The sequence below is a fragment of the Streptomyces sp. NPDC004609 genome, assembly GCF_042873655.1.
Taxonomy (GTDB): Bacteria; Actinomycetota; Actinomycetes; order Streptomycetales; family Streptomycetaceae; genus Streptomyces.
This window is the reverse complement of record NZ_JBIALS010000026.1, coordinates 41640-61917: the sequence shown is the minus strand read 5'-3', so window position 1 is coordinate 61917 and position 20278 is coordinate 41640. Positions and strand designations below refer to the sequence as shown.

The 20278-nt window shown below is 71.2% G+C and carries 19 protein-coding genes; 13 read left to right on the top strand and 6 right to left on the bottom strand.

Translation table 11 applies throughout. The features are described 5' to 3' along the window. Positions 1 to 1368 (bottom strand): DUF2252 domain-containing protein, encoded by a 1368-nt coding sequence (locus ACFYT4_RS24345; protein WP_389272734.1) that lies wholly within the window; start codon positions 1366 to 1368, stop codon positions 1 to 3. 193 nt (positions 1369 to 1561) lie between these two features. Between ACFYT4_RS24345 and dnaE the strand changes: the two genes are divergently transcribed. Further along, positions 1562 to 5101 (top strand): DNA polymerase III subunit alpha, encoded by a 3540-nt coding sequence (gene dnaE, locus ACFYT4_RS24340; protein ID WP_389272731.1) that lies wholly within the window; start codon positions 1562 to 1564, stop codon positions 5099 to 5101. 88 nt (positions 5102 to 5189) lie between these two features. Here the strand turns inward: dnaE and ACFYT4_RS24335 are convergent, their stop codons facing one another. Then, positions 5190 to 5366, bottom strand: a complete 177-nt coding sequence (locus tag ACFYT4_RS24335; protein ID WP_389272728.1) for a hypothetical protein — start codon at positions 5364 to 5366, stop codon at positions 5190 to 5192. Positions 5367 to 5698: 332 nt separating this feature from the next. On the opposite strand from ACFYT4_RS24335, the gene ACFYT4_RS24330 reads away from it, so the two are divergent. The 4 genes from ACFYT4_RS24330 to ACFYT4_RS24315 all read left to right on the top strand — a co-directional run bounded on the left by ACFYT4_RS24330 (position 5699) and on the right by ACFYT4_RS24315 (position 9522). Next, on the top strand, positions 5699 to 6949 hold the full coding sequence (locus tag ACFYT4_RS24330) for an NYN domain-containing protein (RefSeq protein WP_389272726.1): 1251 nt from the start codon (positions 5699 to 5701) through the stop codon (positions 6947 to 6949). 71 nt (positions 6950 to 7020) lie between these two features. Next, positions 7021 to 7995: an ABC transporter ATP-binding protein gene (locus tag ACFYT4_RS24325; RefSeq protein ID WP_389272909.1), complete on the top strand. Its 975-nt coding sequence runs from the start codon at positions 7021 to 7023 to the stop codon at positions 7993 to 7995. Then, a complete protein-coding gene (locus ACFYT4_RS24320) occupies positions 7992 to 8819 on the top strand; it encodes an ABC transporter permease (RefSeq protein ID WP_389272723.1) in 828 nt (275 codons plus the stop codon). Before ACFYT4_RS24325 ends, ACFYT4_RS24320 begins: the two co-directional genes overlap by 4 nt. 34 nt (positions 8820 to 8853) lie before the next feature. Beyond that, on the top strand, positions 8854 to 9522 hold the full coding sequence (locus tag ACFYT4_RS24315) for an ABC transporter permease (protein ID WP_389272720.1): 669 nt from the start codon (positions 8854 to 8856) through the stop codon (positions 9520 to 9522). 465 nt (positions 9523 to 9987) lie between these two features. On the opposite strand, the gene ybaK is transcribed toward ACFYT4_RS24315, so the two are convergent. The 4 genes from ybaK to ACFYT4_RS24295 all read right to left on the bottom strand — a co-directional run bounded on the left by ybaK (position 9988) and on the right by ACFYT4_RS24295 (position 14168). Then, on the bottom strand, positions 9988 to 10485 hold the full coding sequence (ybaK, locus tag ACFYT4_RS24310) for a Cys-tRNA(Pro) deacylase (RefSeq protein ID WP_389272717.1): 498 nt from the start codon (positions 10483 to 10485) through the stop codon (positions 9988 to 9990). Between the two features lie 26 nt (positions 10486 to 10511). Further along, entirely contained in the window at positions 10512 to 11252 is a 741-nt protein-coding gene (locus ACFYT4_RS24305; protein ID WP_389272714.1) for an LON peptidase substrate-binding domain-containing protein, read from the bottom strand. Between the two features lie 11 nt (positions 11253 to 11263). Next, a complete protein-coding gene (locus tag ACFYT4_RS24300) occupies positions 11264 to 12310 on the bottom strand; it encodes a hypothetical protein (RefSeq protein ID WP_389272711.1) in 1047 nt (348 codons plus the stop codon). A gap of 313 nt (positions 12311 to 12623) precedes the next feature. Next, positions 12624 to 14168: an oxidoreductase gene (locus ACFYT4_RS24295; RefSeq protein WP_389272906.1), complete on the bottom strand. Its 1545-nt coding sequence runs from the start codon at positions 14166 to 14168 to the stop codon at positions 12624 to 12626. A gap of 237 nt (positions 14169 to 14405) precedes the next feature. Between ACFYT4_RS24295 and hisD the strand changes: the two genes are divergently transcribed. From hisD to hisF, 8 genes are read left to right on the top strand one after another with little or no spacing between them, the layout of a single operon-like run. Further along, complete coding sequence (hisD, locus tag ACFYT4_RS24290; protein ID WP_389272708.1) at positions 14406 to 15764, top strand: histidinol dehydrogenase; 1359 nt, start codon at positions 14406 to 14408, stop codon at positions 15762 to 15764. 59 nt (positions 15765 to 15823) lie between these two features. After that, positions 15824 to 16930 (top strand): histidinol-phosphate transaminase, encoded by a 1107-nt coding sequence (locus ACFYT4_RS24285; protein ID WP_389272904.1) that lies wholly within the window; start codon positions 15824 to 15826, stop codon positions 16928 to 16930. Beyond that, a complete protein-coding gene (gene hisB / locus ACFYT4_RS24280) occupies positions 16927 to 17520 on the top strand; it encodes an imidazoleglycerol-phosphate dehydratase HisB (protein WP_389272705.1) in 594 nt (197 codons plus the stop codon). The genes ACFYT4_RS24285 and hisB overlap by 4 nt, the downstream gene beginning before the upstream one ends. Beyond that, positions 17517 to 17681, top strand: coding sequence for a hypothetical protein (locus ACFYT4_RS24275; RefSeq protein WP_389272702.1), 165 nt, complete (start codon positions 17517 to 17519; stop codon positions 17679 to 17681). The genes hisB and ACFYT4_RS24275 overlap by 4 nt, the downstream gene beginning before the upstream one ends. Next, on the top strand, positions 17678 to 18319 hold the full coding sequence (hisH, locus tag ACFYT4_RS24270; protein WP_389272699.1) for an imidazole glycerol phosphate synthase subunit HisH: 642 nt from the start codon (positions 17678 to 17680) through the stop codon (positions 18317 to 18319). Before ACFYT4_RS24275 ends, hisH begins: the two co-directional genes overlap by 4 nt. After that, the gene (priA, locus tag ACFYT4_RS24265; RefSeq protein ID WP_389272696.1) at positions 18316 to 19044 is read left to right on the top strand and encodes a bifunctional 1-(5-phosphoribosyl)-5-((5-phosphoribosylamino)methylideneamino)imidazole-4-carboxamide isomerase/phosphoribosylanthranilate isomerase PriA; all 729 of its coding nucleotides are present in this window, start codon (positions 18316 to 18318) and stop codon (positions 19042 to 19044) included. The genes hisH and priA overlap by 4 nt, the downstream gene beginning before the upstream one ends. After that, positions 19041 to 19454, top strand: a complete 414-nt coding sequence (locus tag ACFYT4_RS24260; protein WP_389272693.1) for a Rid family hydrolase — start codon at positions 19041 to 19043, stop codon at positions 19452 to 19454. Before priA ends, ACFYT4_RS24260 begins: the two co-directional genes overlap by 4 nt. Then, the gene (hisF, locus tag ACFYT4_RS24255; protein WP_389272690.1) at positions 19451 to 20206 is read left to right on the top strand and encodes an imidazole glycerol phosphate synthase subunit HisF; all 756 of its coding nucleotides are present in this window, start codon (positions 19451 to 19453) and stop codon (positions 20204 to 20206) included. The genes ACFYT4_RS24260 and hisF overlap by 4 nt, the downstream gene beginning before the upstream one ends. The last annotated feature ends 72 nt before the right edge of the window (positions 20207 to 20278 follow it).

Below are 20278 nucleotides of genomic sequence, written 5' to 3'. Positions count from 1 at the left end.
CTACAGGCCCGGTATCCGGCCGTTGCGGAACAGGTCCACGAAGATCTGGTGGTCGATCCGCGCCCGGGCGCCGTAGCCGTGCGCGAAGTCCACCAGCAGATCCGCGAAGCCCTCGCCGTCGTCGCCGTCCGCCGCGATCGCCGCGTCGATGGCGCGCTCCGTGGAGAACGGCACGAGGGAGTGGCCGCTCTCGTCGTCCGCGGCGCCGTGCATGGTGGCGGTCGCCCGGCCGAGGTCCGCGACGACCGCCGCGATCTCCGTCGGGTCGTCGATGTCCGACCAGTCCAGGTCCACCGCGTACGGAGAGACCTCGGCCACCAGCTGACCGGCGCCGTCCAGCTCGGCCCAGCCCAGCCACGGATCGGCGTGGTCCTGGAGGGCGCGCTGCGAGATCACCGTGCGGTGCCCCTCGTGGTGGAAGTAACCCCGCACGGCCGGATCGTCGATGTGGCGGGAGACTGCGGGGGTCTGCGCCTGCTTCATATAGATCACGACGTCGTTCTCCAGGGCGTCGCTGTTGCCCTCCAGCAGGATGTTGTACGAGGGCAGTCCCGCGGAGCCGATGCCGATACCGCGCCGGCCGACGACGTCCTTCACCCGGTACGAGTCGGGCCTGGTCAGGCTGGACTCGGGCAGCGTCTCCAGATATCCGTCGAAGGCCGCCAGCACCTTGTACCGGGTCGCCGCGTCCAGCTCCACCGCGCCGCCGCCCGAGGCGAAACGGCGCTCGAAGTCGCGGATCTCGGTCATCGAGTCCAGCAGCGAGAACCGGGTGAGCGAGCGCGCGTCGCGCAGGGCGTCCAGCAGGGGGCCCTCGGCGGTGTCCAGGGTGAAGGGCGGCACCTCCTCGTGCTTGGCGCCCGCGGCCAGATCGTGGATGCGCTCGCGGTAGGCTGCCGCGTAGATCCGCACCAGGTCGCTGATCTGCTCGTCGCTGAACGCCTTGGTGTAGCCGATCAGCGCCAGCGAGGCCGCGAGCCGCTTCAGGTCCCAGGTGAAGGGGCCGACATAGGCCTCGTCGAAGTCGTTGACATTGAAGATCAGCCGGCCGTTGGCGTCCATGTACGTGCCGAAGTTCTCGGCGTGGAGATCGCCGTGGATCCACACCCTGCTGGTGCGCTCGTCCAGATACGGTCCGCCGCGGATCGCCCGGTCGCCACGCCCGGCGTGCTCCTGCTCCAGGTCCCCGTAGAACAGGCAGGCCGTACCCCGGTAGAAGGCGAACGCCGAGGCCGCCATCTTCCGGAACTTGACCCGGAACGCGGCCGGGTCGGCGGCCAGGAGCTCACCGAAGGCGGCCTGGAAAACGGCGAGAATCTGCTCGCCGCGCTCGTCGGCCGAGACCTCGGCGGGGTGCGGTACCGGCATCGCTGGGTGCCTCCTGGTGCAGGGCGGAACGAGGGACCCGGCCGGTGGCCGGGCGAGGGTGCTTCCGCCCCCTCCAACGCTCGACCGTACCGATGAGTGCCCCCGTGTCTGTCGGTGGGGAGTCGTAGACTTCGGGGCTGTCCCCCCAGACAGTCCGCTGCCCGTCACCGCCCGTTCCCCGGAGGCCCCCGCCGTGACCAAGCCGCCCTTCACACATCTGCATGTGCACACCCAGTACTCGCTGCTGGACGGCGCGGCGCGGCTGAAGGACATGTTCAATGTCTGCAATGAGATGGGCATGACGCACATCGCCATGTCCGACCACGGCAACCTGCACGGGGCGTACGACTTCTTCCACACGGCGAAGAATGCCGGGATCACCCCGATCATCGGCATCGAGGCGTATATCGCGCCCGGGTCGCGGCGGCACAAGCGCAAGGTCCAGTGGGGCCAGCCGCATCAGAAGCGGGACGACGTCTCCGGCTCCGGTGGCTACACCCACGCGACGATGTGGGCCGTGGACAGGACGGGCCTGCACAACCTCTTCCGGCTCTCCTCGGACGCGTACGCCGAGGGCTGGCTGCAGAAGTGGCCCCGGATGGACAAGGAGTCGATCTCCCAGTGGTCCGAGGGGATCGTCGCCTCCACCGGCTGCCCGTCGGGTGAGCTGCAGACCCGGCTGCGGCTCGGCCAGTTCGACGAGGCGCTGAAGGCGGCTGCCGACTACCAGGACATCTTCGGCAAGGACCGGTACTTCCTGGAGCTGATGGACCACGGCATCGACATCGAGCGCAAGGTCCGCGAGGACCTCCTCCGGGTCGGCAAGAAGCTCGGCATCCCGCCGCTGGTCACCAACGACTCGCACTACACGTACGCGCACGAGGCGACCGCGCACGACGCCCTCATGTGCATCCAGACCGGCAAGAACCTCTCCGACACGAACCGCCTCAAGTTCGACGGCACCGGCTATTACCTGAAGTCCACGGACGAGATGTACGCGATCGACTCCTCGGACGCCTGGCAGGAGGGGTGCGCCAACACCCGCCTCATCGCCGAGATGGTCGACATCACGGGCATGTTCGAAAAGCGCGACCTCATGCCCAAGTTCGACATCCCCGAGGGCTACACCGAGGTCACCTGGTTCCAGGAAGAGGTCCGGGTCGGCATGAACCGCCGTTTCCCGGGAGGCGTCCCCGAGGACCGCCAGAAGCAGGCGGAGTACGAGATGGACGTCATCATCCAGATGGGCTTCCCCGGTTACTTCCTCGTGGTCGCCGACTTCATCATGTGGGCGAAAAGCAACGGCATCGCGGTGGGCCCCGGCCGGGGTTCGGCGGCCGGCTCGATCGTGGCGTACGCGATGGGGATCACCGACCTCGACCCGATCGAGCACGGGCTGATCTTCGAGCGCTTCCTCAATCCCGAGCGTGTCTCCATGCCCGACGTCGACATCGACTTCGACGAGCGCAGGCGCGTCGAGGTGATCCGGTACGTGACCGAGAAGTACGGCGCCGACAAGGTCGCCATGATCGGCACCTACGGAAAGATCAAGGCGAAGAACGCCATCAAGGACTCCGCGCGTGTCCTGGGCTACCCGTACGCGATGGGCGACCGGCTCACCAAGGCCATGCCCGCCGACGTGCTGGGCAAGGGCATCGACCTCTCCGGCATCACCGACCCCTCGCACCCCCGCTACAGCGAGGCGGGGGAGATCCGGGCGATGTACGAGAACGAGCCGGATGTGAAGAAGGTCATCGACACCGCCAAGGGCGTCGAGGGCCTGGTCCGCCAGATGGGCGTCCACGCGGCCGGCGTGATCATGTCCAGCGAGCCGATCGTCGACCACGCCCCGGTCTGGGTCCGCCACACCGACGGCGTCACCATCACCCAGTGGGACTACCCGCAGTGCGAGTCGCTCGGCCTGCTGAAGATGGACTTCCTCGGCCTGCGCAACCTCACCATCATGGACGACGCCGTCAAGATGGTGAAGGCGAACAACGGCGTCGAGCTGGACCTCCTCTCGCTCCCCCTCGACGACCCCAAGACCTACGAACTGCTCTGCCGCGGCGACACCCTCGGCGTCTTCCAGTTCGACGGCGGGCCGATGCGGTCGCTGCTGCGGCTGATGAAGCCCGACAACTTCGAGGACATTTCCGCCGTATCGGCCCTGTACCGTCCGGGCCCGATGGGAATGAACTCCCATACGAACTACGCCCTGCGGAAGAACAAGCAGCAGGAGATCACCCCGATCCACCCCGAGCTGGAGGAACCGCTCAGGGAAGTCCTGGACATCACCTACGGCCTGATCGTCTATCAGGAGCAGGTGCAGAAGGCCGCCCAGATCATCGCCGGATACTCGCTGGGTGAAGCCGATATCCTCCGCCGCGTCATGGGCAAGAAAAAGCCCGAGGAACTGGCGAAGAATTTCACCATCTTCCAGTCCGGCGCCCGCAAGAACAACTACTCGGACGAGGCCATCCAGTCCCTGTGGGACGTCCTGGTCCCCTTCGCCGGATACGCCTTCAACAAGGCGCACTCCTCCGCGTACGGCCTGGTCACCTACTGGACCGCCTATTTGAAGGCGAATTACCCCGCCGAGTACATGGCGGCCCTGCTGACCTCGGTCAAGGACGACAAGGACAAGTCGGCGGTCTATCTCAACGAGTGCCGCCGTATGGGCATCAAGGTCCTGCCGCCCAATGTCAATGAATCCGAGTCGAACTTCGCCGCGCAGGGCGACGACGTCATTCTCTTCGGCCTCTCCGCCGTCCGTAACGTCGGGACGAACGTCGTGGACTCGATCATCCGCAGCCGCAAGGCGAAGGGGAAGTACTCCTCCTTCCCCGACTTCCTCGACAAGGTCGAGGCCGTCGTCTGCAACAAGCGGACCGTCGAGTCGCTGATCAAGGCGGGCGCCTTCGACGAGATGGGGCACACCCGCAAGGGGCTCGTCGCCCACCACGAACCCATGATCGACAATGTGGTGGCGGTCAAGCGCAAGGAGGCCGAGGGGCAGTTCGACCTCTTCGGCGGGATGGGCGACGAGGCCGGCGACGAGCCGGGCTTCGGGCTCGACGTCGAGTTCTCGGACCTGGAGTGGGACAAGTCGTATCTGCTCGCGCAGGAGCGCGAGATGCTCGGCCTCTATGTCTCCGACCATCCGCTCTTCGGCCTGGAGCACGTCCTCTCCGACAAGTCCGACGCGTCGATCTCCCAGCTCACCGGCGGTGAGCACACGGACGGCGCGGTGGTCACCATCGGCGGCATCATCTCCGGCCTCCAGCGCAAGATGACCAAGCAGGGCAACGCCTGGGCGATCGCCACCGTGGAGGATCTGGCCGGTTCCATCGAGTGCATGTTCTTCCCCGCGACGTATCAGCTGGTCTCCACCCAGCTCGTCGAGGACACCGTCGTCTTCGTCAAGGGCCGGCTCGACAAGCGCGAGGACGTGCCCCGGCTGGTGGCCATGGAGCTGATGGTTCCCGACCTCTCGTCCGCGGGTACCAACGCCCCGGTGGTCGTGACCATCCCCACGGTGAAGGTGACCCCGCCGATGGTCAGCAGGCTCGGGGAGATCCTCAGCCACCACAAGGGCAATACCGAGGTGCGGATCCGGCTCCAGGGCCCCCGGACCACCACCGTGCTGCGGCTCGACCGCCACCGCGTGCAGCCCGACCCCGCGCTGTTCGGCGATCTGAAGGTGCTGCTCGGGCCGTCCTGTCTGGCCGGCTGAGCCCGTCCCCGCGTACGGAAGGGGCGCTCCCGTCGTCACGGGCGCGCCCCTTCCGCGGTCGTACGTGCGGATCAGTCGTACGGCGCGATCAGTTGTGGCCGAAGCGCCGCTGGTGCTTACGGGCAACATCCGCCGGACTGCCCTGGGCCTGCGACTGCGGGCGGGCCTGGGACTCATAGGCGGTGGACTTCGCCTGCTCGGTGCCGCGCTCCGCCCGGGGCGCGCGTGCCTGCTGGCTGCCCTTGCGATTCTTGTTCTTGGCCATGGGGTGCCTCCATCGAGGGTCTAGGGGCCAGGGCCGCGACCAGATTCACATATGGGACGATGTGTCGCATTTTGGATCATTGCAGTGGGTAAAGGCCCCTTGTCAAGGGCCTGAATAAGGCTTTCGCCACGCCGATGATCGAGTTCCGGCCGTTAACCCTCACGAGGTCGGGCAGACTCGAAGGAAAGCCGGAACAGTCCCCGCTCCGGCCCGCCCCCGCGGGTGCGGCTTCCGCCGAATCGTCGCCGGGGCGACCTCACGATCCCGAAGAAGATCCCGACAGACCAGACAGACCCGACAGCATCGAGAAACCCGAAGTTTTCCGAAAGAGGGTGGAGCGCGTGGACCGCTGCGTTGTCCTGGTGGACGCCGGCTATCTCCTGGGCGCCGCCGCGAGCCTGCTCGCCGGGGAACCGGCGCGTTCCCGGATCACCGTCGACCACACCTCCCTCATCCAGGGCCTGCGGGAACTCGCCGAGGGCGACACGGAACGCCCACTGCTCCGTATCTACTGGTTCGACGGCGCCCCCGACCGCGTCCCGCAGCCCGAGCACCGCAGGCTGCGGGTGATGCCCCGGGTGACCGTCCGGCTCGGCGCGCTGACCCGCAGCGACGGCCGCTGGGCGCAGAAGGGCGTCGACGCGGCGATGCACGCCGAACTGACCGAGCTGGCCAGAAACCGCGCCTGCTCCGATGTGGTGCTGGTGACCGGGGACGGCGATCTGCTGCCGGGACTGATGTCCGCCAAGGAACACGGCGTCGCCGTCCACCTCTGGGCCGTCCAGGCCGCCGACGGCGACTACAACCAGTCCGAGGACCTCGTCGCCGAGGCCGACGAGCGCCGGGTCCTCGACCGCGCCTGGATCACCCGTGCCGTACGGGCCAAGGACCTCGGGGGAGTCTGCGCCCCGCCGCCCGTGCCGCGCCCCGAGATCGCGGCGATCCTCTCCGCCCCGCTGCCCGAGTCCGCGCTCGCCGCCTCCCAGGAGCGGGCCGCCGAGACCGCGCGCAACGGAGCAGAGCCCGCGCCCGCGCCGAACGGTGCCGCGCCCGGACCCGCGCCCGCGTCCGCCAAGGGCGTGCCCACCCCCAAGGACCTCGCGGGCCTGCGCGCGCCCGGCCCGCACCCCTCGCACCCCCAGCAGCACCCTGCCGGCGCCACCCTGCGCTGGTCGTCGGACAAGGGCTGGATCGAGCGCCCCGGCACGGGCGCGCTCGGCGAGCCGCCCGAGACCGCGTCCCTGCCCACCCTCGCCCAGCTCACCAGCGCCGAGCAGCGCTGGGCCGACCGCGAGGAGGACATCACCACCGTCGGCGGCGACCCCTTCGAGGTCGGACAGGTCTTCGCCCGCCGCTGGATGGAACGGCTGCCGGAGAACGGCCATGTCCAGAAGCTGTCCACGATGTACCCGCGCATCCCGCACCGCATCGACGGGGAACTGCTGCGCTACGCGGCACGTTTCGGACTCCTCGCCCACAAGGACGACCAGATCGACGAGCACGACCGCTATGCGATCCGGGCCGGATTCTGGCGCGAGATCGACGTCCGGGCGGCGGCGGAACACGCCCCGGCCGGGGAGTAGGCGGTCCCGGTAGGGCGCCCCGGGCGGGGCGCGGGGTGAGCGACCCCGTACCCTCGTACCTCGTGAGTACGGTGTGCGTGGTGCGGCGGCTGGTGAAGACGTACCCTGCCGCGCGCGCCCGCCGAGGGGTTCCGGCCACTCCCGAGGTGCGCGCCACCGACGGCATCAGCCTGGAGGTCGAGGGTGGCGAGATCTTCGGACTCCTCGGCCCCAACGGCGCCGGCAAGTCCACCCTCGTACGCCAGTTGACCGGACTGATGCGGCCCGACGCGGGCGGCGTGGAAGTGCTCGGCCACGATCTCGTACGCCACCCGGAGCGCGCCGCGCGGCTCATCGGCTACCTCGGGCAGGAGTCCACGGCCCTCGACGAGCTGACCGTCGCCCTCGCCGCCGAGACCACCGGGCGGCTGCGCGGGATGACCACCCGGGACGCGCGCGCCGAACGGGACGCCGTACTGGAGGAACTGGGACTGACCGGGCTGGCCGGGCGCGCCCTGAAGAAGCTGTCCGGCGGACAGCGGCGGCTGGCCTGTCTCGCCGCGACCCTCGTGGGGGAGCGCCCGCTGCTCGTGCTCGACGAACCCACCACCGGAATGGACCCCGTCGCCCGCCGTGCCGTCTGGGCGGCGGTCGACCGGCGCCGTGCCGAGCGCGGGACGACCGTCGTCCTCGTCACCCACAACGTCATCGAGGCGGAGACCGTGCTCGACCGGGTCGCCGTGCTCGAACGGGGGCGTGTCATCGCCTGCGACACCCCCACCGGGCTCAAGGAGCGGATCGCCGGCGAGGTCCGGGTCGAGCTGGTGTGGCGCGAACGCGCGCCGCTGGAGGTGCCCGAGGTCGCCGCGCTGCGCGCCTTCGCCGAGGAGTCCGGCCGCCGCTGGGTCCTCAGGCTCGCGCCGGACGAGGCGCGCGCGGCGGTCGCCGCGGTGACGGGCGGGGCCGCCTTCGCGGCGCTCGATGACTTCACGCTGGCGACGCCCAGCCTGGAGGACGTGTACTTGGCGCTCGGGGGGAACGCGACGAAGGGGCTGGTCAAAGCGTGAGCATCGTGCCCGCGGAGGCGGTGTCCGGGCGGACACAGATCAGGGATCACGGCGCGGCGTTGGTTGCCGCCGCGCCTCTCGCACCGAGGGCACGCCTGCTGCCGGCGCTCGGTGCCGTGTACCGCGCGCAGTTGTCGCGGGCGCGGGTCGCCCGGATTCCGCTGCTCTTCGTGGCGACGTTCCAGTCGGTCGGGATCATGGTCCTGATGCGGGGGGTCGTCGACGGCGGCGCGGAGGCGAGGGCCGTCGTCGCGGGTTCCGCGGTGCTGGTCGTCGCCTTCGTCGCGCTCAATCTGCTCGCCCAGTACTTCGGCCAGCTCCGGGGGAGCGGCGGTCTCGACCACTACGCGACGCTGCCGGTGCCGCCCGCGGCGGTGGTCCTCGGCGCGGCCGGGGCGTACGCGTCCTTCACCGTGCCCGGCACGGTCGTCACGGCCGTCACCGGTAGTGTGCTCTTCCAGCTGCCGCTGACGCATCTGTGGGTGCTCGTCGCCGTGATCCCCCTCTCCGGGGCGGCGCTCGCCGGGCTCGGCGCGGCGCTGGGGCTCCTCGCGCCGCGTCAGGAACTCGCCACGCTGCTCGGACAGTTGGGCATGTCCGCCGCGCTGCTGCTGGGGGTGCTGCCGGCCGCACGGCTGCCGGAGCCGCTCTCGTACGCGCGCGATCTGCTGCCCTCCACCTATGGCGTCGAGGCCCTCGCCCGGACCTTCGCCCCCCACCCCGACTGGGCGGTCGTCGGCTTTGACCTGGCGGTCTGCGCGGTGGTGGGTGTCGTGTCGCTGACGATCGCCACCTGGGCGTATCGGCGGGCTGCGGTCCGATGAGGCGAGGTCGCGACACGCCTGGCACGATGGCGTAGTGACCGCACCGCTGACACCCCCCCACCAGCCGCACCGTTCTCCGGACGGCAACCCCTGGCAGGCGCCGCCGAACGGCCCCGTACCGCCGCACGGGCACTACACGGGTGACGTTCCCGGCGCCCCCGCGGACGGCGGTGGCCCCGGTCTCCGGGCCGACCTGCGGGACGGTGTGATCGTGGTGGTGGCCGTGGCGCTCCTCGGGATCGCGCTGGGCCTGCTGTGGCAGTGGCTGGCGCCCAAGGTGCCGCTGATCTCCGACGGCGAGGCGGTGTTCCTCACGGACACGGAGGGTGAAGAGTCGATCGGCTCGGACGGAACGTTTGCTCTGCTGGGCATGGTGTTCGGGGTGATCACCGCGGCGGGTGTCTTCTGGTTCCGCCGCCGGGGCGGCGTCGTCCTGGTGGCCGCCCTCGCCCTCGGCGGGCTGCTCGGCTCGCTGCTGGCCTGGCGTACGGGGATGTGGTTCGGGCCCACGAGCGATGTGGTCGCCCATGCGAAGCAGGTGGGGGAGGGCGTGCCGTTCGACGCGCCCCTGAAGATGAAGGCGTACGGGGTGCTGCTGGCGTGGCCCCTCGCGGCGATGGTGGGTCATCTGTTGCTGACGGCGCTCTTCGGCCCGCGCGACCCGTCCCCGCTCCCGGACTGGGACGCGCCGCCGCCGCGCTAGTTCCGAGGCGGCCCTCGGTGGCCCCTGCGCCGGGGTGCCTGGTGTGCGGGTGCTTGGTGGGTTCGGGTCGCCTGCGGGGCTCTGCCCCGGGCCCCGCGCCTCAATCGCCGGCGGGGCTGGATTTGCCGTGCGTCGGCGGTGGGCTGGGTGGCCCCTGTTGCCTGGCGTGGCCGGGGTGCCGGGTGGGTGATAGCAGCCCCTCCGGCGTTTGAGGAGCGGGGTCCGGGGCGGAGCCCCGCAAGGAGCCGGGCCCGGGAAGGGCGCGCGCACCAGGGGGACGTCCGGCCCCGGGACGCCCGCCGCCCCGGACGGCGGGCGAGGCCAGGATCAGGCCGGGCGGCGGCCGTGGTTGGCCTTTCGGGTGCGCCACTTGCGCTTGCGGGTGCGTTTGGACATGGCGGCAGGTCCTTCCCTCGGGACATCCGTCCTACGGTCGTAGCCGAGGAACGGCCACCCGTCGACCCCCTATGCGCGACCGATCGGCGCCAGCACCGCCGAGGTCAGCTCCGCCAGGTCCGAGGGCGAGAGCTCGACCTCCAGCCCCCGGCGTCCCGCCGAGACGCAGATCGTGGCGTGGTCCGCGGCCGACGCGTCCAGGACCGTGCGCAGGCGCTTGCGCTGGCCGAGGGGGGAGATACCGCCCCGGACGTATCCCGTGGTGCGCTCCGCCGCCGCCGGATCCGCCATCGCCGCCCGCTTGCCGCCCACCGCCGACGCCAGCGCCTTGAGATCCAGCTGGCCCGCCACCGGCACCACCGCGACGGTGAGTTCGCCGTCCACATCGGCGACGAGGGTCTTGAAGACCCGGCCGGGCGGGACGCCGAGCGCCTCCGCGGCCTCCTCGCCGTACGACGCCGACGACGGGTCGTGTTCGTAGGCGTGCACCGTGAACTCGGTGCCCGCCGCCGTCAGCGCCACCGTCGCCGGGGTGCCCCCCGCGGCCTTCCTGGCCTTCTTCGCCACTCCACAGGCTCCTGTTCCGCCGTACGTCAGTTGGGGCTCGTCGGCGCCCGGGTGAGATCGATCGCGGGCAGCGACGGCAGGTGCCGGATCACCGCGGTCTCCGCCCGCAGCAGGGTCAGTTCCTCGCGCAGCCGCGCCGCCGTGCTCTCGGCCTCCAGCAGCCGCTGCTTCGCGGGGGTGTCGAGGACCGCCGCCGCCGCGACCAGATACGACACCACCGAGGGCTCGTCCGGCAGATCCGCGCCCGACGACAGCGACCGCTCCCGCGCGCCCGCCAGCCGCTTCTGGTAGCTGCGGAACGCCCGCAGGACCCCCTCGGCCAGCGCCCCCGCGCCCTCGCCGGTCTCCTCGGCCAGTTCCTCCAGCTCGGCCGTCAGGAAGGGCCCGCTCGCGTCGACGGAGACCAGTCTGACCCGGGTCGTGCCGGTGGCGAGCACCTCGAAGCTGCCGTCCTCACGCTCCCGGATCGTCGCCGCGTCCGCGATGCACCCCACCGCGTGGAACGCCCGGACCGGATCGTCGCCGAAGCCCGCCGCGGCCCCGCGCTCGGGCTGCGCGGTCCGGTCCGGCAGGCCGGGTGCGGTCGGCGCGACCTCGTGGCCGTCGCGGATGGCGACCACCGCGAACCGGCGCGGCTCGGACTCGTCCGTCTTCAACAGCTCGCGCATCATGGCGCGATAGCGCTCCTCGAAGACGTTCAGAGGCAGGACGAGCCCCGGGAACAGCACCGAGTTCAGCGGAAAGAGCGGGAGTCGTGCGGTGGTCACAACGGACAAGCCTAATGGTCCCCGGCCCCGCTTCGTCCGGCCCGGGTCCGCGGAGGCGTCCTGGACGCCAGCCGGAGCCGTACGCCGTCCCGTACGACGAGGAAGCGGCCGAGCGGATCGTCGGAGAAATACGTCCACGGGAACGAGGTCGCGTACGGCCCGATCAGCCGGAACTGCTCCAGCGCCGCCTCCCAGCGCCCGCGTCCGACCAGGACGGACGCCGTCAGATTCCGTACCTCGGCGGGCCAGGGGTCGCCCGGGGCGTAGTCGGCGGAGAGCCGGATCGCGAGATCGGCCGCCGCGTCGATGCGGTCGTCCTGGACGGAGGTGCTCCGCGCGGAGGCGCTGTCACCGCTCAGCAGCCGCGCGAACGCCGCCCGGACCGGCAGGGCCTGGATCAGCGAGCCGGGCAGCGCGTCCGCCGCCGCCTTCTCGGCGAAGTCGAAGCACTCGCGGTGCGAGCCGTACCACTGGGCGGACAGATAGCGCAGGGCCGCGACATGGCAGCCGTAGTGATGCGAGGAACGGCGGACCGCCTGCTCCCACAGCGACTCGAAGGCGGTGTGCGTGGCATGGGTGCCGCGCGCGTGGTCCAGCGCGATCCGCCAGGGCACGGGGTCGGCGGGTGCGCCCTCCGCCGCCGCGTCGATCAGCGGGCCGATCTCCCGCAGCCGCTCGGCGCGCGCGGGGGAGGCCCACGCCCTGCGGACCTCCAGCTCGGCCTTGACGACCAGGGCGTCCGGGTCGCGGGGCACCGCCGTGAGCCAGTGCGTCAGCCAGTCGTCACGGGAGTACGCGAAGGAGGCGAGCCGCGCGACGTAGCGGTCCCGGCTCTCCCACTCGGCCGCGCCGCGGGTGCCCGCCAGCATTTTCGCGGCCGGTTCCCACTCCCCGAGCGCCGCGGCCACCAGGGTGGGCGCCATCCGCTCGTCGGGCGCGTCGAGGAGGACCGCCTCGTCGGGCGTCAGCCCCCACGAGGCGTCGCCGGGCTGTGGCTCGGGGCGGATCATGCGTGCGGTGCGCATGAGAGCACGTAGCAATGACATGGTGCGGACCATTGAAAACCGCAGGTCGGAGCCGCGCCAGGGAATCGCTGTGAAGCTTTGGTAGCGGCGGAATGGTTGTCCTGGCTCAGGCCAAGAGAACGTAAAGAAAGAGGTCCTTTGTGTGATGACCCGGTCGCAGGGGCCAGTCCAGCACCGCCCGTCCCTCCCGTCACAGAGCTCCGTGCACCGCCCCGGGACCCCCGGGCCCGGACCCCCGCGTCCCGATCTGTACGGTCGGGCCCGGAATCCCGCCCCCGGTTCCGTACGGCGGGGCCGACGGGCCCCGAGCCCCCGGCCCGGTTCCGTACGCGTCCGGGCGCCGCGCTCAGCCTCGCCTCAGCAGCCGCGACGCCCCCGCCGCCACCGTCGTCGCCAGGATCCACCCCATCAGGACCAGCCCCGCCGCCGCCCACTGCCAGTGGCCCTCCAGCCGCCAGTAGCCGTCCTGGCCGAGATTGATCACCGGGATCAGCAGATCCAGCGCGTACAGCGGAGGGTTCCACTCCGGATACTCCTCCTTCTTGAGCGGGGCGGGCTCCACCTGCGCGAACGCCAGCGCCCCCGCCGCCCACAGGATCGCCATCCACAGGGCCGCCCGGCCCGGGCGGTAGCCGTACGCCACCGTCACGTCCTGGATGTGTCCCCAGAGCTTCGCGGCCAGCGGCAGCGTCTCCCGGCGGCGGCGCTGCTTGGCGAGGAGCACTTCGCGCGCGTCCGCGTCCTCGCCGCTGTTGCGCAGCACGGTCGCCAGCCGTTCGTACGGCTCCGGGGAGTACTCCGGGGTCGCCGATGCGACCCACTCCAGCCGCCGGTTCAGCGGAAACGCCTCGTACGGCACCAGGTTCTCGTACACGAACCCGCTCATCGCGAGCCCGCCGGGACCCGGCCAGCTGGTGGGGAGGTCGATCAGGGTGACGACCTTCGCGCCGTTGAGCACGACCCGCCCCTCCTCGGGGCGCTCGGCGTTGAAGCGCAGCTCGGGGGTCACTATCCGGCGCAGCGACAGCTCCTCACGGGCGCTGAGGACAAAACGCGCCCGCTGGAGGTCCACCGCGTCCCCGAACCGCCCGTCGTCGAGGCGCACCCCTCCGTAGCACTCGAACGGCTGAAGGCGGGTGCGCTGCACGGTGCCCGTGCCCTGGAGGACGCCGAAGGGGGGAGTGGCTCCCTGGTTGCCCGTGGTTTCGCTCACCCACGCGCCGGTCATGTAGAGCGTTCGTTCCACCGTGAGCTGGGGTGCGTTGAGCGCCCGGCGTTCGGGGGTGCCCCGCAGCTTGCTGCCGCGCAGGCTGAGGGAGACCCCGACCTTCGCGCCGCGCAGGCTGAACTCCCCGTACGTCTGGATCAGTTCGGCCTGTAAATCCTGCGCGACGGACATGCCGTCGGCGGCGATGGCCCGGCCCCGGCGGTCCGGCCGGACATGGATCTGGTTGATTAGCAGATCGGTGCCGATCTGGGCGTCGGTCAGCCGGATCCCGTGCTCGACCCGGCAGCGCGGCAGATGCAGATCGCCCTCGGTGCGCAGCCGGGCCGCCTCCAGCTTCGGGATCGCGCAGCTCACCATGCGCACGGTGGTGACATGCGCCTCCGGCATCAGGATCTCGCTGTCGAAGCGGCAGGCGTTCAGCTCCACGTACGGCGCGACGCTGCCGCCCGCGAGCTTGAGGGTGCCGGTCAGCTGCACCCCGCGCAGTTTCAGCGCGGCGACCCGGCCCGGCCGGGGCGCGGGACCGCTCAGCAGCAGCCGGGCGACGACGGAGGAGCGGACTCTGCGCTCGGGGCCCCAGGGGAGGGCCGAGAACGGATCGTTCCGCAGCGGATCGGGATCGCTGAGATCGAGCGTGCTCCCGTTCCTGAAGGCGTTCCACATGCGCTGCTCGGCCGGGCTCAGCCCGTCCGGAGGTCCGTCGTCCGACGGCTCGGGCACTGCCGTTTCCCCCGTTTCCTCGACATTTCCTTGACGTCTGCAACGACTCGTACGGGTGTTCTTCCCGCTGAGTGACGGAGTGAACGCTAGTGGTCATCGGACCTGCGTGGGGCCCTGTTCGGCGTATCAGCCAGTGATACGGGGGGCGGTCGCGGATCCGGGTCTGAGAGAATTGTCGGTGTGATCTCCCGAATCGATCTGCGCGGCGACGCCCTCCCCGAGGGCGCCGCTCTGCGCGACCTGCTGCCCCGTGCCGAGTTCGACGTGGAAGCCGCCCTGGAGAAGGTGCGGCCCATCTGCGAGGACGTGCACCATCGCGGCACCGAGGCGCTGATCGAGTACGCGCGCAGGTTCGACGGCGTCACCCTGGAGCGGGTCCGGGTGCCCGCCGCCGCAATCAAGGACGCCCTGGAGCGACTGGACCCCGCGGTCAGGGCCGCCCTGGAGGAGTCCATCCGCCGGGCCCGGATCGTGCACCGCGCCCAGCGCCGCGCCGAGCACACCACCGAGGTCGTCCCCGGCGGCACGGTCACCGAGAAGTGGGTCCCCGTCGAGCGCGTCGGTCTCTACGCGCCGGGCGGCCGGTCCGTCTACCCCTCCTCCGTGATCATGAACGCGGTCCCGGCGCAGGAGGCGGGCGTCACCTCCATCGCGCTGGCCTCCCCGCCGCAGAAGGACTTCGGCGGTCTCCCGCACCCGACGATCCTCGCCGCCTGCGCGCTCCTCGGCGTCGACGAGGTGTACGCGGCCGGCGGCGCCCAGGCCGTCGCGATGTTCGCGTACGGCACAGCGGGCCCCGACGGCTGCCCGCCCGCCAACATGGTCACCGGCCCCGGCAACATCTGGGTCGCCGCCGCCAAGCGTTACTTCACCGGCCGGATCGGCATCGACACCGAGGCCGGACCGACCGAGATCGCGGTCCTCGCCGACTCCACCGCCGACCCGGTGCACGTCGCCGCCGACCTCATCAGCCAGGCCGAGCACGACCCGATGGCCGCGGCCGTCCTCGTCACCGACTCCGTGGAGCTGGCGGACGCCGTCGACAAGGAACTGGAGCCGCAGATCGCGGCCACCCGCCACATCGAGGACCGGATCGTGCCCGCGCTGTCCGGCAAGCAGTCCGCGATCGTCCTCGTCGACGGGATCGAGGAGGGGCTGCGGGTCGTCGACGCGTACGGCGCCGAGCACCTGGAGATCCAGACCGCCGACGCCGCCGCCGTGGCCGCCCGGGTGCGGAACGCGGGCGCGGTCTTCGTCGGGCCCTGGTCCCCGGTGTCCCTCGGCGACTATCTCGCGGGCTCCAACCACGTACTGCCGACCGGCGGCTGCGCCTGCCACTCCTCGGGGCTGTCCGTCCAGTCCTTCCTGCGCGGCATCCACATCGTGGACTACACCCGTGAAGCCCTCGCCGAGGCGACCCCCCACGTGGTCACGCTCGCCGAGGCGGAGGACCTCCCCGCGCACGGCGCGGCGCTGACGGCACGCTTCACCGATGGCGACCCGGACGCACGCGGAGCAAGAAAGGCCCCCGGCAAGTGAACGACCCGCTCGACAACGGCCCGCACGCCCAGGACTCTCCCGCCCGGGACTCGTTCGGCATCGACGACCTGCCCATCCGCGAGGAACTGCGCGGCAAGTCCCCCTACGGCGCGCCCCAGCTCGACGTCCCCGTACAGCTCAACACCAACGAGAACCCCTACCCGCTGCCCGAACCGCTCGTCGAGCGCATCGCCGAGCGGGTGCGGGAGGCCGCCCGTAGCCTCAACCGCTACCCCGACCGGGACGCGGTCGAGCTGCGCACCGCGCTCGCCGCCTATCTGACCCGCACGGCCGGCCACACCGTGGGTCCGGCGAACGTCTGGGCGGCCAACGGCTCCAACGAGGTCCTCCAGCAGCTGCTCCAGACGTTCGGCGGGCCCGGCCGCACGGCCATCGGCTTCGAGCCCTCGTACTCGATGCACGCGCTGATCTCCCGGGGCACCGGCACCGGCTGGATCTCCGGCCCCCGGGGCGAGGACTTCACCATCGACAGGGCCGCCGCCGAGCGCGCCATCGCCGGGCAGCGGCCCGATGTCGTCTTCATCACCTCGCCCAACAACCCCACGGGCACCGCCGTCGACGCCGACACCGTCCTCGCGCTGTACGAGGCCGCCCAGGCCGCCGGGCCCTCGCTGGTGGTGGTCGACGAGGCGTACGTGGAGTTCAGCCACCGGCCCTCGCTGCTGCCGCTGATCGAGGGCCGCCCCCACCTGGTGATCTCCCGGACCATGTCCAAGGCGTTCGGCGCGGCCGGACTGCGCCTCGGCTATCTGGCCGCGCACCCGGCGGTGGTGGACGCGGTCCAGCTCGTCCGGCTGCCGTACCACCTGTCGGCCGTCACCCAGGCCACGGCGCTCGCCGCGCTGGAGCACACCGATACGCTGCTCGGGTATGTCGAGCAGCTGAAGGCCGAGCGGGACCGCCTGGTCACCGAGCTGCGCGCCATCGGCTACGAGGTGACCGAGTCCGACGCCAACTTCGTGCAGTTCGGACGATTCGAGGGAGAAGGCGCCGCGCACGAGGCCTGGCGGAAGATCCTCGGCCACGGCGTCCTGGTCCGGGACAACGGTGTGCCGGGCCGGCTGCGGGTCACCGTCGGCACCCCCGCCGAGAACGACGCGTTCCTCGACGCGGTACGTGAGTTGAAGAAGGAGCAGAGCGCATGAGCCGGGTAGGACGGGTCGAACGCACCACCAAGGAGACGTCCGTCGTCGTCGAGATCGATCTCGACGGCAGCGGAAAGGTCGATGTGTCGACCGGGGTCGGGTTCTACGACCACATGCTCGACCAGCTCGGCCGCCACGGTCTGTTCGACCTCACGGTGAAGACCGAGGGCGATCTCCACATCGACTCCCACCACACCATCGAGGACACCGCCCTCGCGCTCGGCGGCGCCTTCAGGCGCGCGCTCGGCGACAAGGTCGGCATCTACCGCTTCGGCAACTGCACCGTCCCCCTGGACGAGTCGCTCGCCCAGGTCACCGTGGACCTCTCCGGCCGCCCGTACCTCGTGCACACCGAGCCGGAGAACATGGCACCGATGATCGGCGCCTACGACACCACGATGACCCGGCACATCCTGGAGTCCTTCGTGGCGCAGGCCCAGATCGCGCTGCACGTCCACGTCCCGTACGGGCGCAACGCGCACCACATCGTGGAGTGCCAGTTCAAGGCGCTCGCCCGCGCCCTGCGCTACGCCAGCGAGCGCGACCCCCGTGCCGCCGGAATCCTCCCCTCCACGAAGGGCGCGCTGTGAGCAGCCTCGCCACCATCCTGATCGTGGTCGGGCTGTTCCTCCTCGGCGGTGTGTACTCCTTCGCCAAACAGGGACTGCCCAAGGGCGTGATCGTCCTGCTCGCCATCGGCGCCGGGATGGCCCTGGTCGCCGGTGTGCTCCGGCTGGACGTGTGGTCATGAGCGCACCGAAGAAGGTCGTCGTCCTCGACTACGGATTCGGCAACATCCGCTCCGCCGAGCGGGCGCTCGCCCGGGTCGGGGCCGATGTCGAGATCACCCGCGACTTCGACGCCGCGATGAACGCGGACGGGCTGCTCGTCCCCGGCGTCGGCGCGTTCTCCGCCTGTATGAACGGGCTGCGCACGGTCCGCGGCGAGTGGATCGTCGGCCGCAGGCTCTCCGGCGGCAGACCGGTCATGGGCATCTGCGTCGGCATGCAGATTCTTTTCGCACGCGGCATCGAGCACGGTGTGGAGACCGAGGGGCTCGACGAGTGGCCCGGCACGGTCGGCCCGCTCAAGGCACCGGTCGTCCCCCACATGGGCTGGAACACCGTTCAGGCCCCCGCGGACAGCAGGCTCTTCGCCGGGCTCGACGACGACGCCCGGTACTACTTCGTGCACTCCTACGCCGCCCACGACTGGGAGCTGGAGACCACCAACCCGGCCATCCGCGCGCCGCAGGTCACCTGGGCCACCCACGGTGAGCGCTTCGTCGCGGCCGTGGAGAACGGCGCCCTGTGGGCGACGCAGTTCCACCCCGAGAAGTCCGGCGACGCCGGCGCCCAGCTGCTGACCAACTGGATCGGAACACTGTGACCAAGCTCGAACTCCTCCCCGCCGTCGATGTCCGCGACGGCCAGGCCGTCCGTCTCGTCCACGGCGAGTCCGGTACGGAGACCTCCTACGGCTCCCCGCTGGAAGCCGCCCTCACCTGGCAGCGCGCGGGCGCCGAGTGGCTGCACCTGGTGGATCTGGACGCCGCCTTCGGCACCGGCGACAACCGTGAGCTGATCGCGGAGGTCACCTCCGCCATGGACATCAAGGTCGAACTGTCCGGCGGCATCCGCGACGACGCCTCGCTCGCCGCCGCCCTCGCCACCGGCTGCACCCGGGTGAACCTCGGCACGGCCGCGCTGGAGACCCCCGAATGGGTCGCCGGGATCATCGCCGAGCACGGCGACCGGATCGCCGTCGGCCTGGACGTCCGCGGCACGACCCTGCGGGGCCGTGGCTGGACCCGCGACGGCGGCGCCCTCTACGAGACCCTCGCCCGCCTCGACTCCGAGGGCTGCGCGCGCTACGTCGTCACCGACATCGCCAAGGACGGCACGCTCCAGGGCCCCAACCTGGAGCTGCTGAAGAACGTCTGCGCCGCCACCGACAAGCCCGTCGTGGCCTCCGGCGGGGTCTCCTCGCTGGACGACCTGCGCGCGATCGCCGGGCTCGTGCCGCAGGGAGTAGAGGGCGCGATCGTCGGCAAGGCGCTGTACGCGAAGGCGTTCACGCTGGAGGAAGCGCTCGCGGCGGTGGCTGCCGTATGACCGATCAGGTGGTCCGGAAGCAGAGCAGATCGCCCTGGGAGGAACCCATGGGCTGCGCGGGCGCCGTGGCGGCCGGTGACCGGGTGCTGGTCGGCGGGACGACCGCCTTCAAGGGCCTGGTGCTCCATGGCGAGGGCGATCCGTACGCGCAGGCCGTGGCCGCCTTCCGGCACGGCCTCGTCGCGCTCGCGGACTTCGGTCTCGACGCCGCTTCGGTGATCCGCACCCGGATGTATCTGACCCACGCCCGGGACGTGGACGCGGTCGGCCGCGCCCACGGGGAGATCTTCGGCTCCGTGCGGCCGGTGACCACCCTGGTGATCGTCTCCGGCTTCGTGGACCCGCGGATCCTGGTCGAGGTGGAGCTGGAGGCGTATGTGCCCGGCGCGGAGGACGGTGACTGGGCATGACGCTCGCCGTCAGGGTCATCCCCTGCCTGGACGTCGATGCCGGCCGGGTCGTCAAGGGCGTCAACTTCCGGAATCTGCGGGACGCGGGCGACCCCGTCGAGATGGCGAAGCTGTACGACGCCGAGGGCGCCGACGAGCTGACGTTCCTCGACATCACCGCCTCGTCCGGCAACCGCGAGACGACGTACGACGTGGTCCGCCGTACCGCCGAGCAGGTCTTCATCCCGCTCACGGTCGGCGGCGGCGTCCGCTCGGCCGACGATGTGGACCGGCTGCTGCGGGCGGGCGCGGACAAGGTGGGCGTCAACACGGCCGCGATCGCCCGCCCCGAGTTGATCCGCGAGATCGCCGAGCGCTTCGGCAGCCAGGTCCTGGTCCTCTCCGTGGACGCGCGCCGCACCCCGTCGGGCAGCTTCGAGGTCACCACCCACGGCGGCCGCAGGGGCACCGGCATCGACGCCGTCGAATGGGCCCACCGGGCGGCCGGGCTGGGCGCGGGCGAGATCCTGCTGAACTCGATGGACGCCGACGGCACCAAGGACGGCTACGACACCGAGATGATCGCCGCGGTACGGGAGCACGTCACCGTCCCCGTGATCGCGAGCGGCGGCGCGGGCCGGCTGGCGGACTTCCCGCCGGCCGTCGCGGCGGGCGCGGACGCGGTGCTCGCGGCCTCCGTGTTCCACTTCGGCGATCTGCGGATCTCCGAGGTCAAGGGCGCGCTCAGGGAAGCGGGCCACCCCGTCCGCTGAACCCGGCCCGCCCGCGTCGGCCACCTCCGTGATCTACTGGCGGCGGGCCCGGACCGGTGACGGCGCCGGGCC

Bases quoted from the DNA above. Each gene is read 5' to 3' on its own strand.
- ACFYT4_RS24345 (WP_389272734.1), bottom strand. From the start codon at position 1,368: ATGCCGGTACCGCACCCCGCCGAGGTCTCGGCCGACGAGCGCGGCGAG.
- ACFYT4_RS24335 (WP_389272728.1), bottom strand. From the start codon at position 5,366: ATGGCCAAGAACAAGAATCGCAAGGGCAGCCAGCAGGCACGCGCGCCC.
- ACFYT4_RS24300 (WP_389272711.1), bottom strand. From the start codon at position 12,310: ATGGTCCGCACCATGTCATTGCTACGTGCTCTCATGCGCACCGCACGC.
- ACFYT4_RS24295 (WP_389272906.1), bottom strand. From the start codon at position 14,168: ATGTGGAACGCCTTCAGGAACGGGAGCACGCTCGATCTCAGCGATCCC.
- hisB (WP_389272705.1), top strand. From the start codon at position 16,927: ATGAGCCGGGTAGGACGGGTCGAACGCACCACCAAGGAGACGTCCGTC.
- hisH (WP_389272699.1), top strand. From the start codon at position 17,678: ATGAGCGCACCGAAGAAGGTCGTCGTCCTCGACTACGGATTCGGCAAC.
- ACFYT4_RS24260 (WP_389272693.1), top strand. From the start codon at position 19,041: ATGACCGATCAGGTGGTCCGGAAGCAGAGCAGATCGCCCTGGGAGGAA.
- hisF (WP_389272690.1), top strand. From the start codon at position 19,451: ATGACGCTCGCCGTCAGGGTCATCCCCTGCCTGGACGTCGATGCCGGC.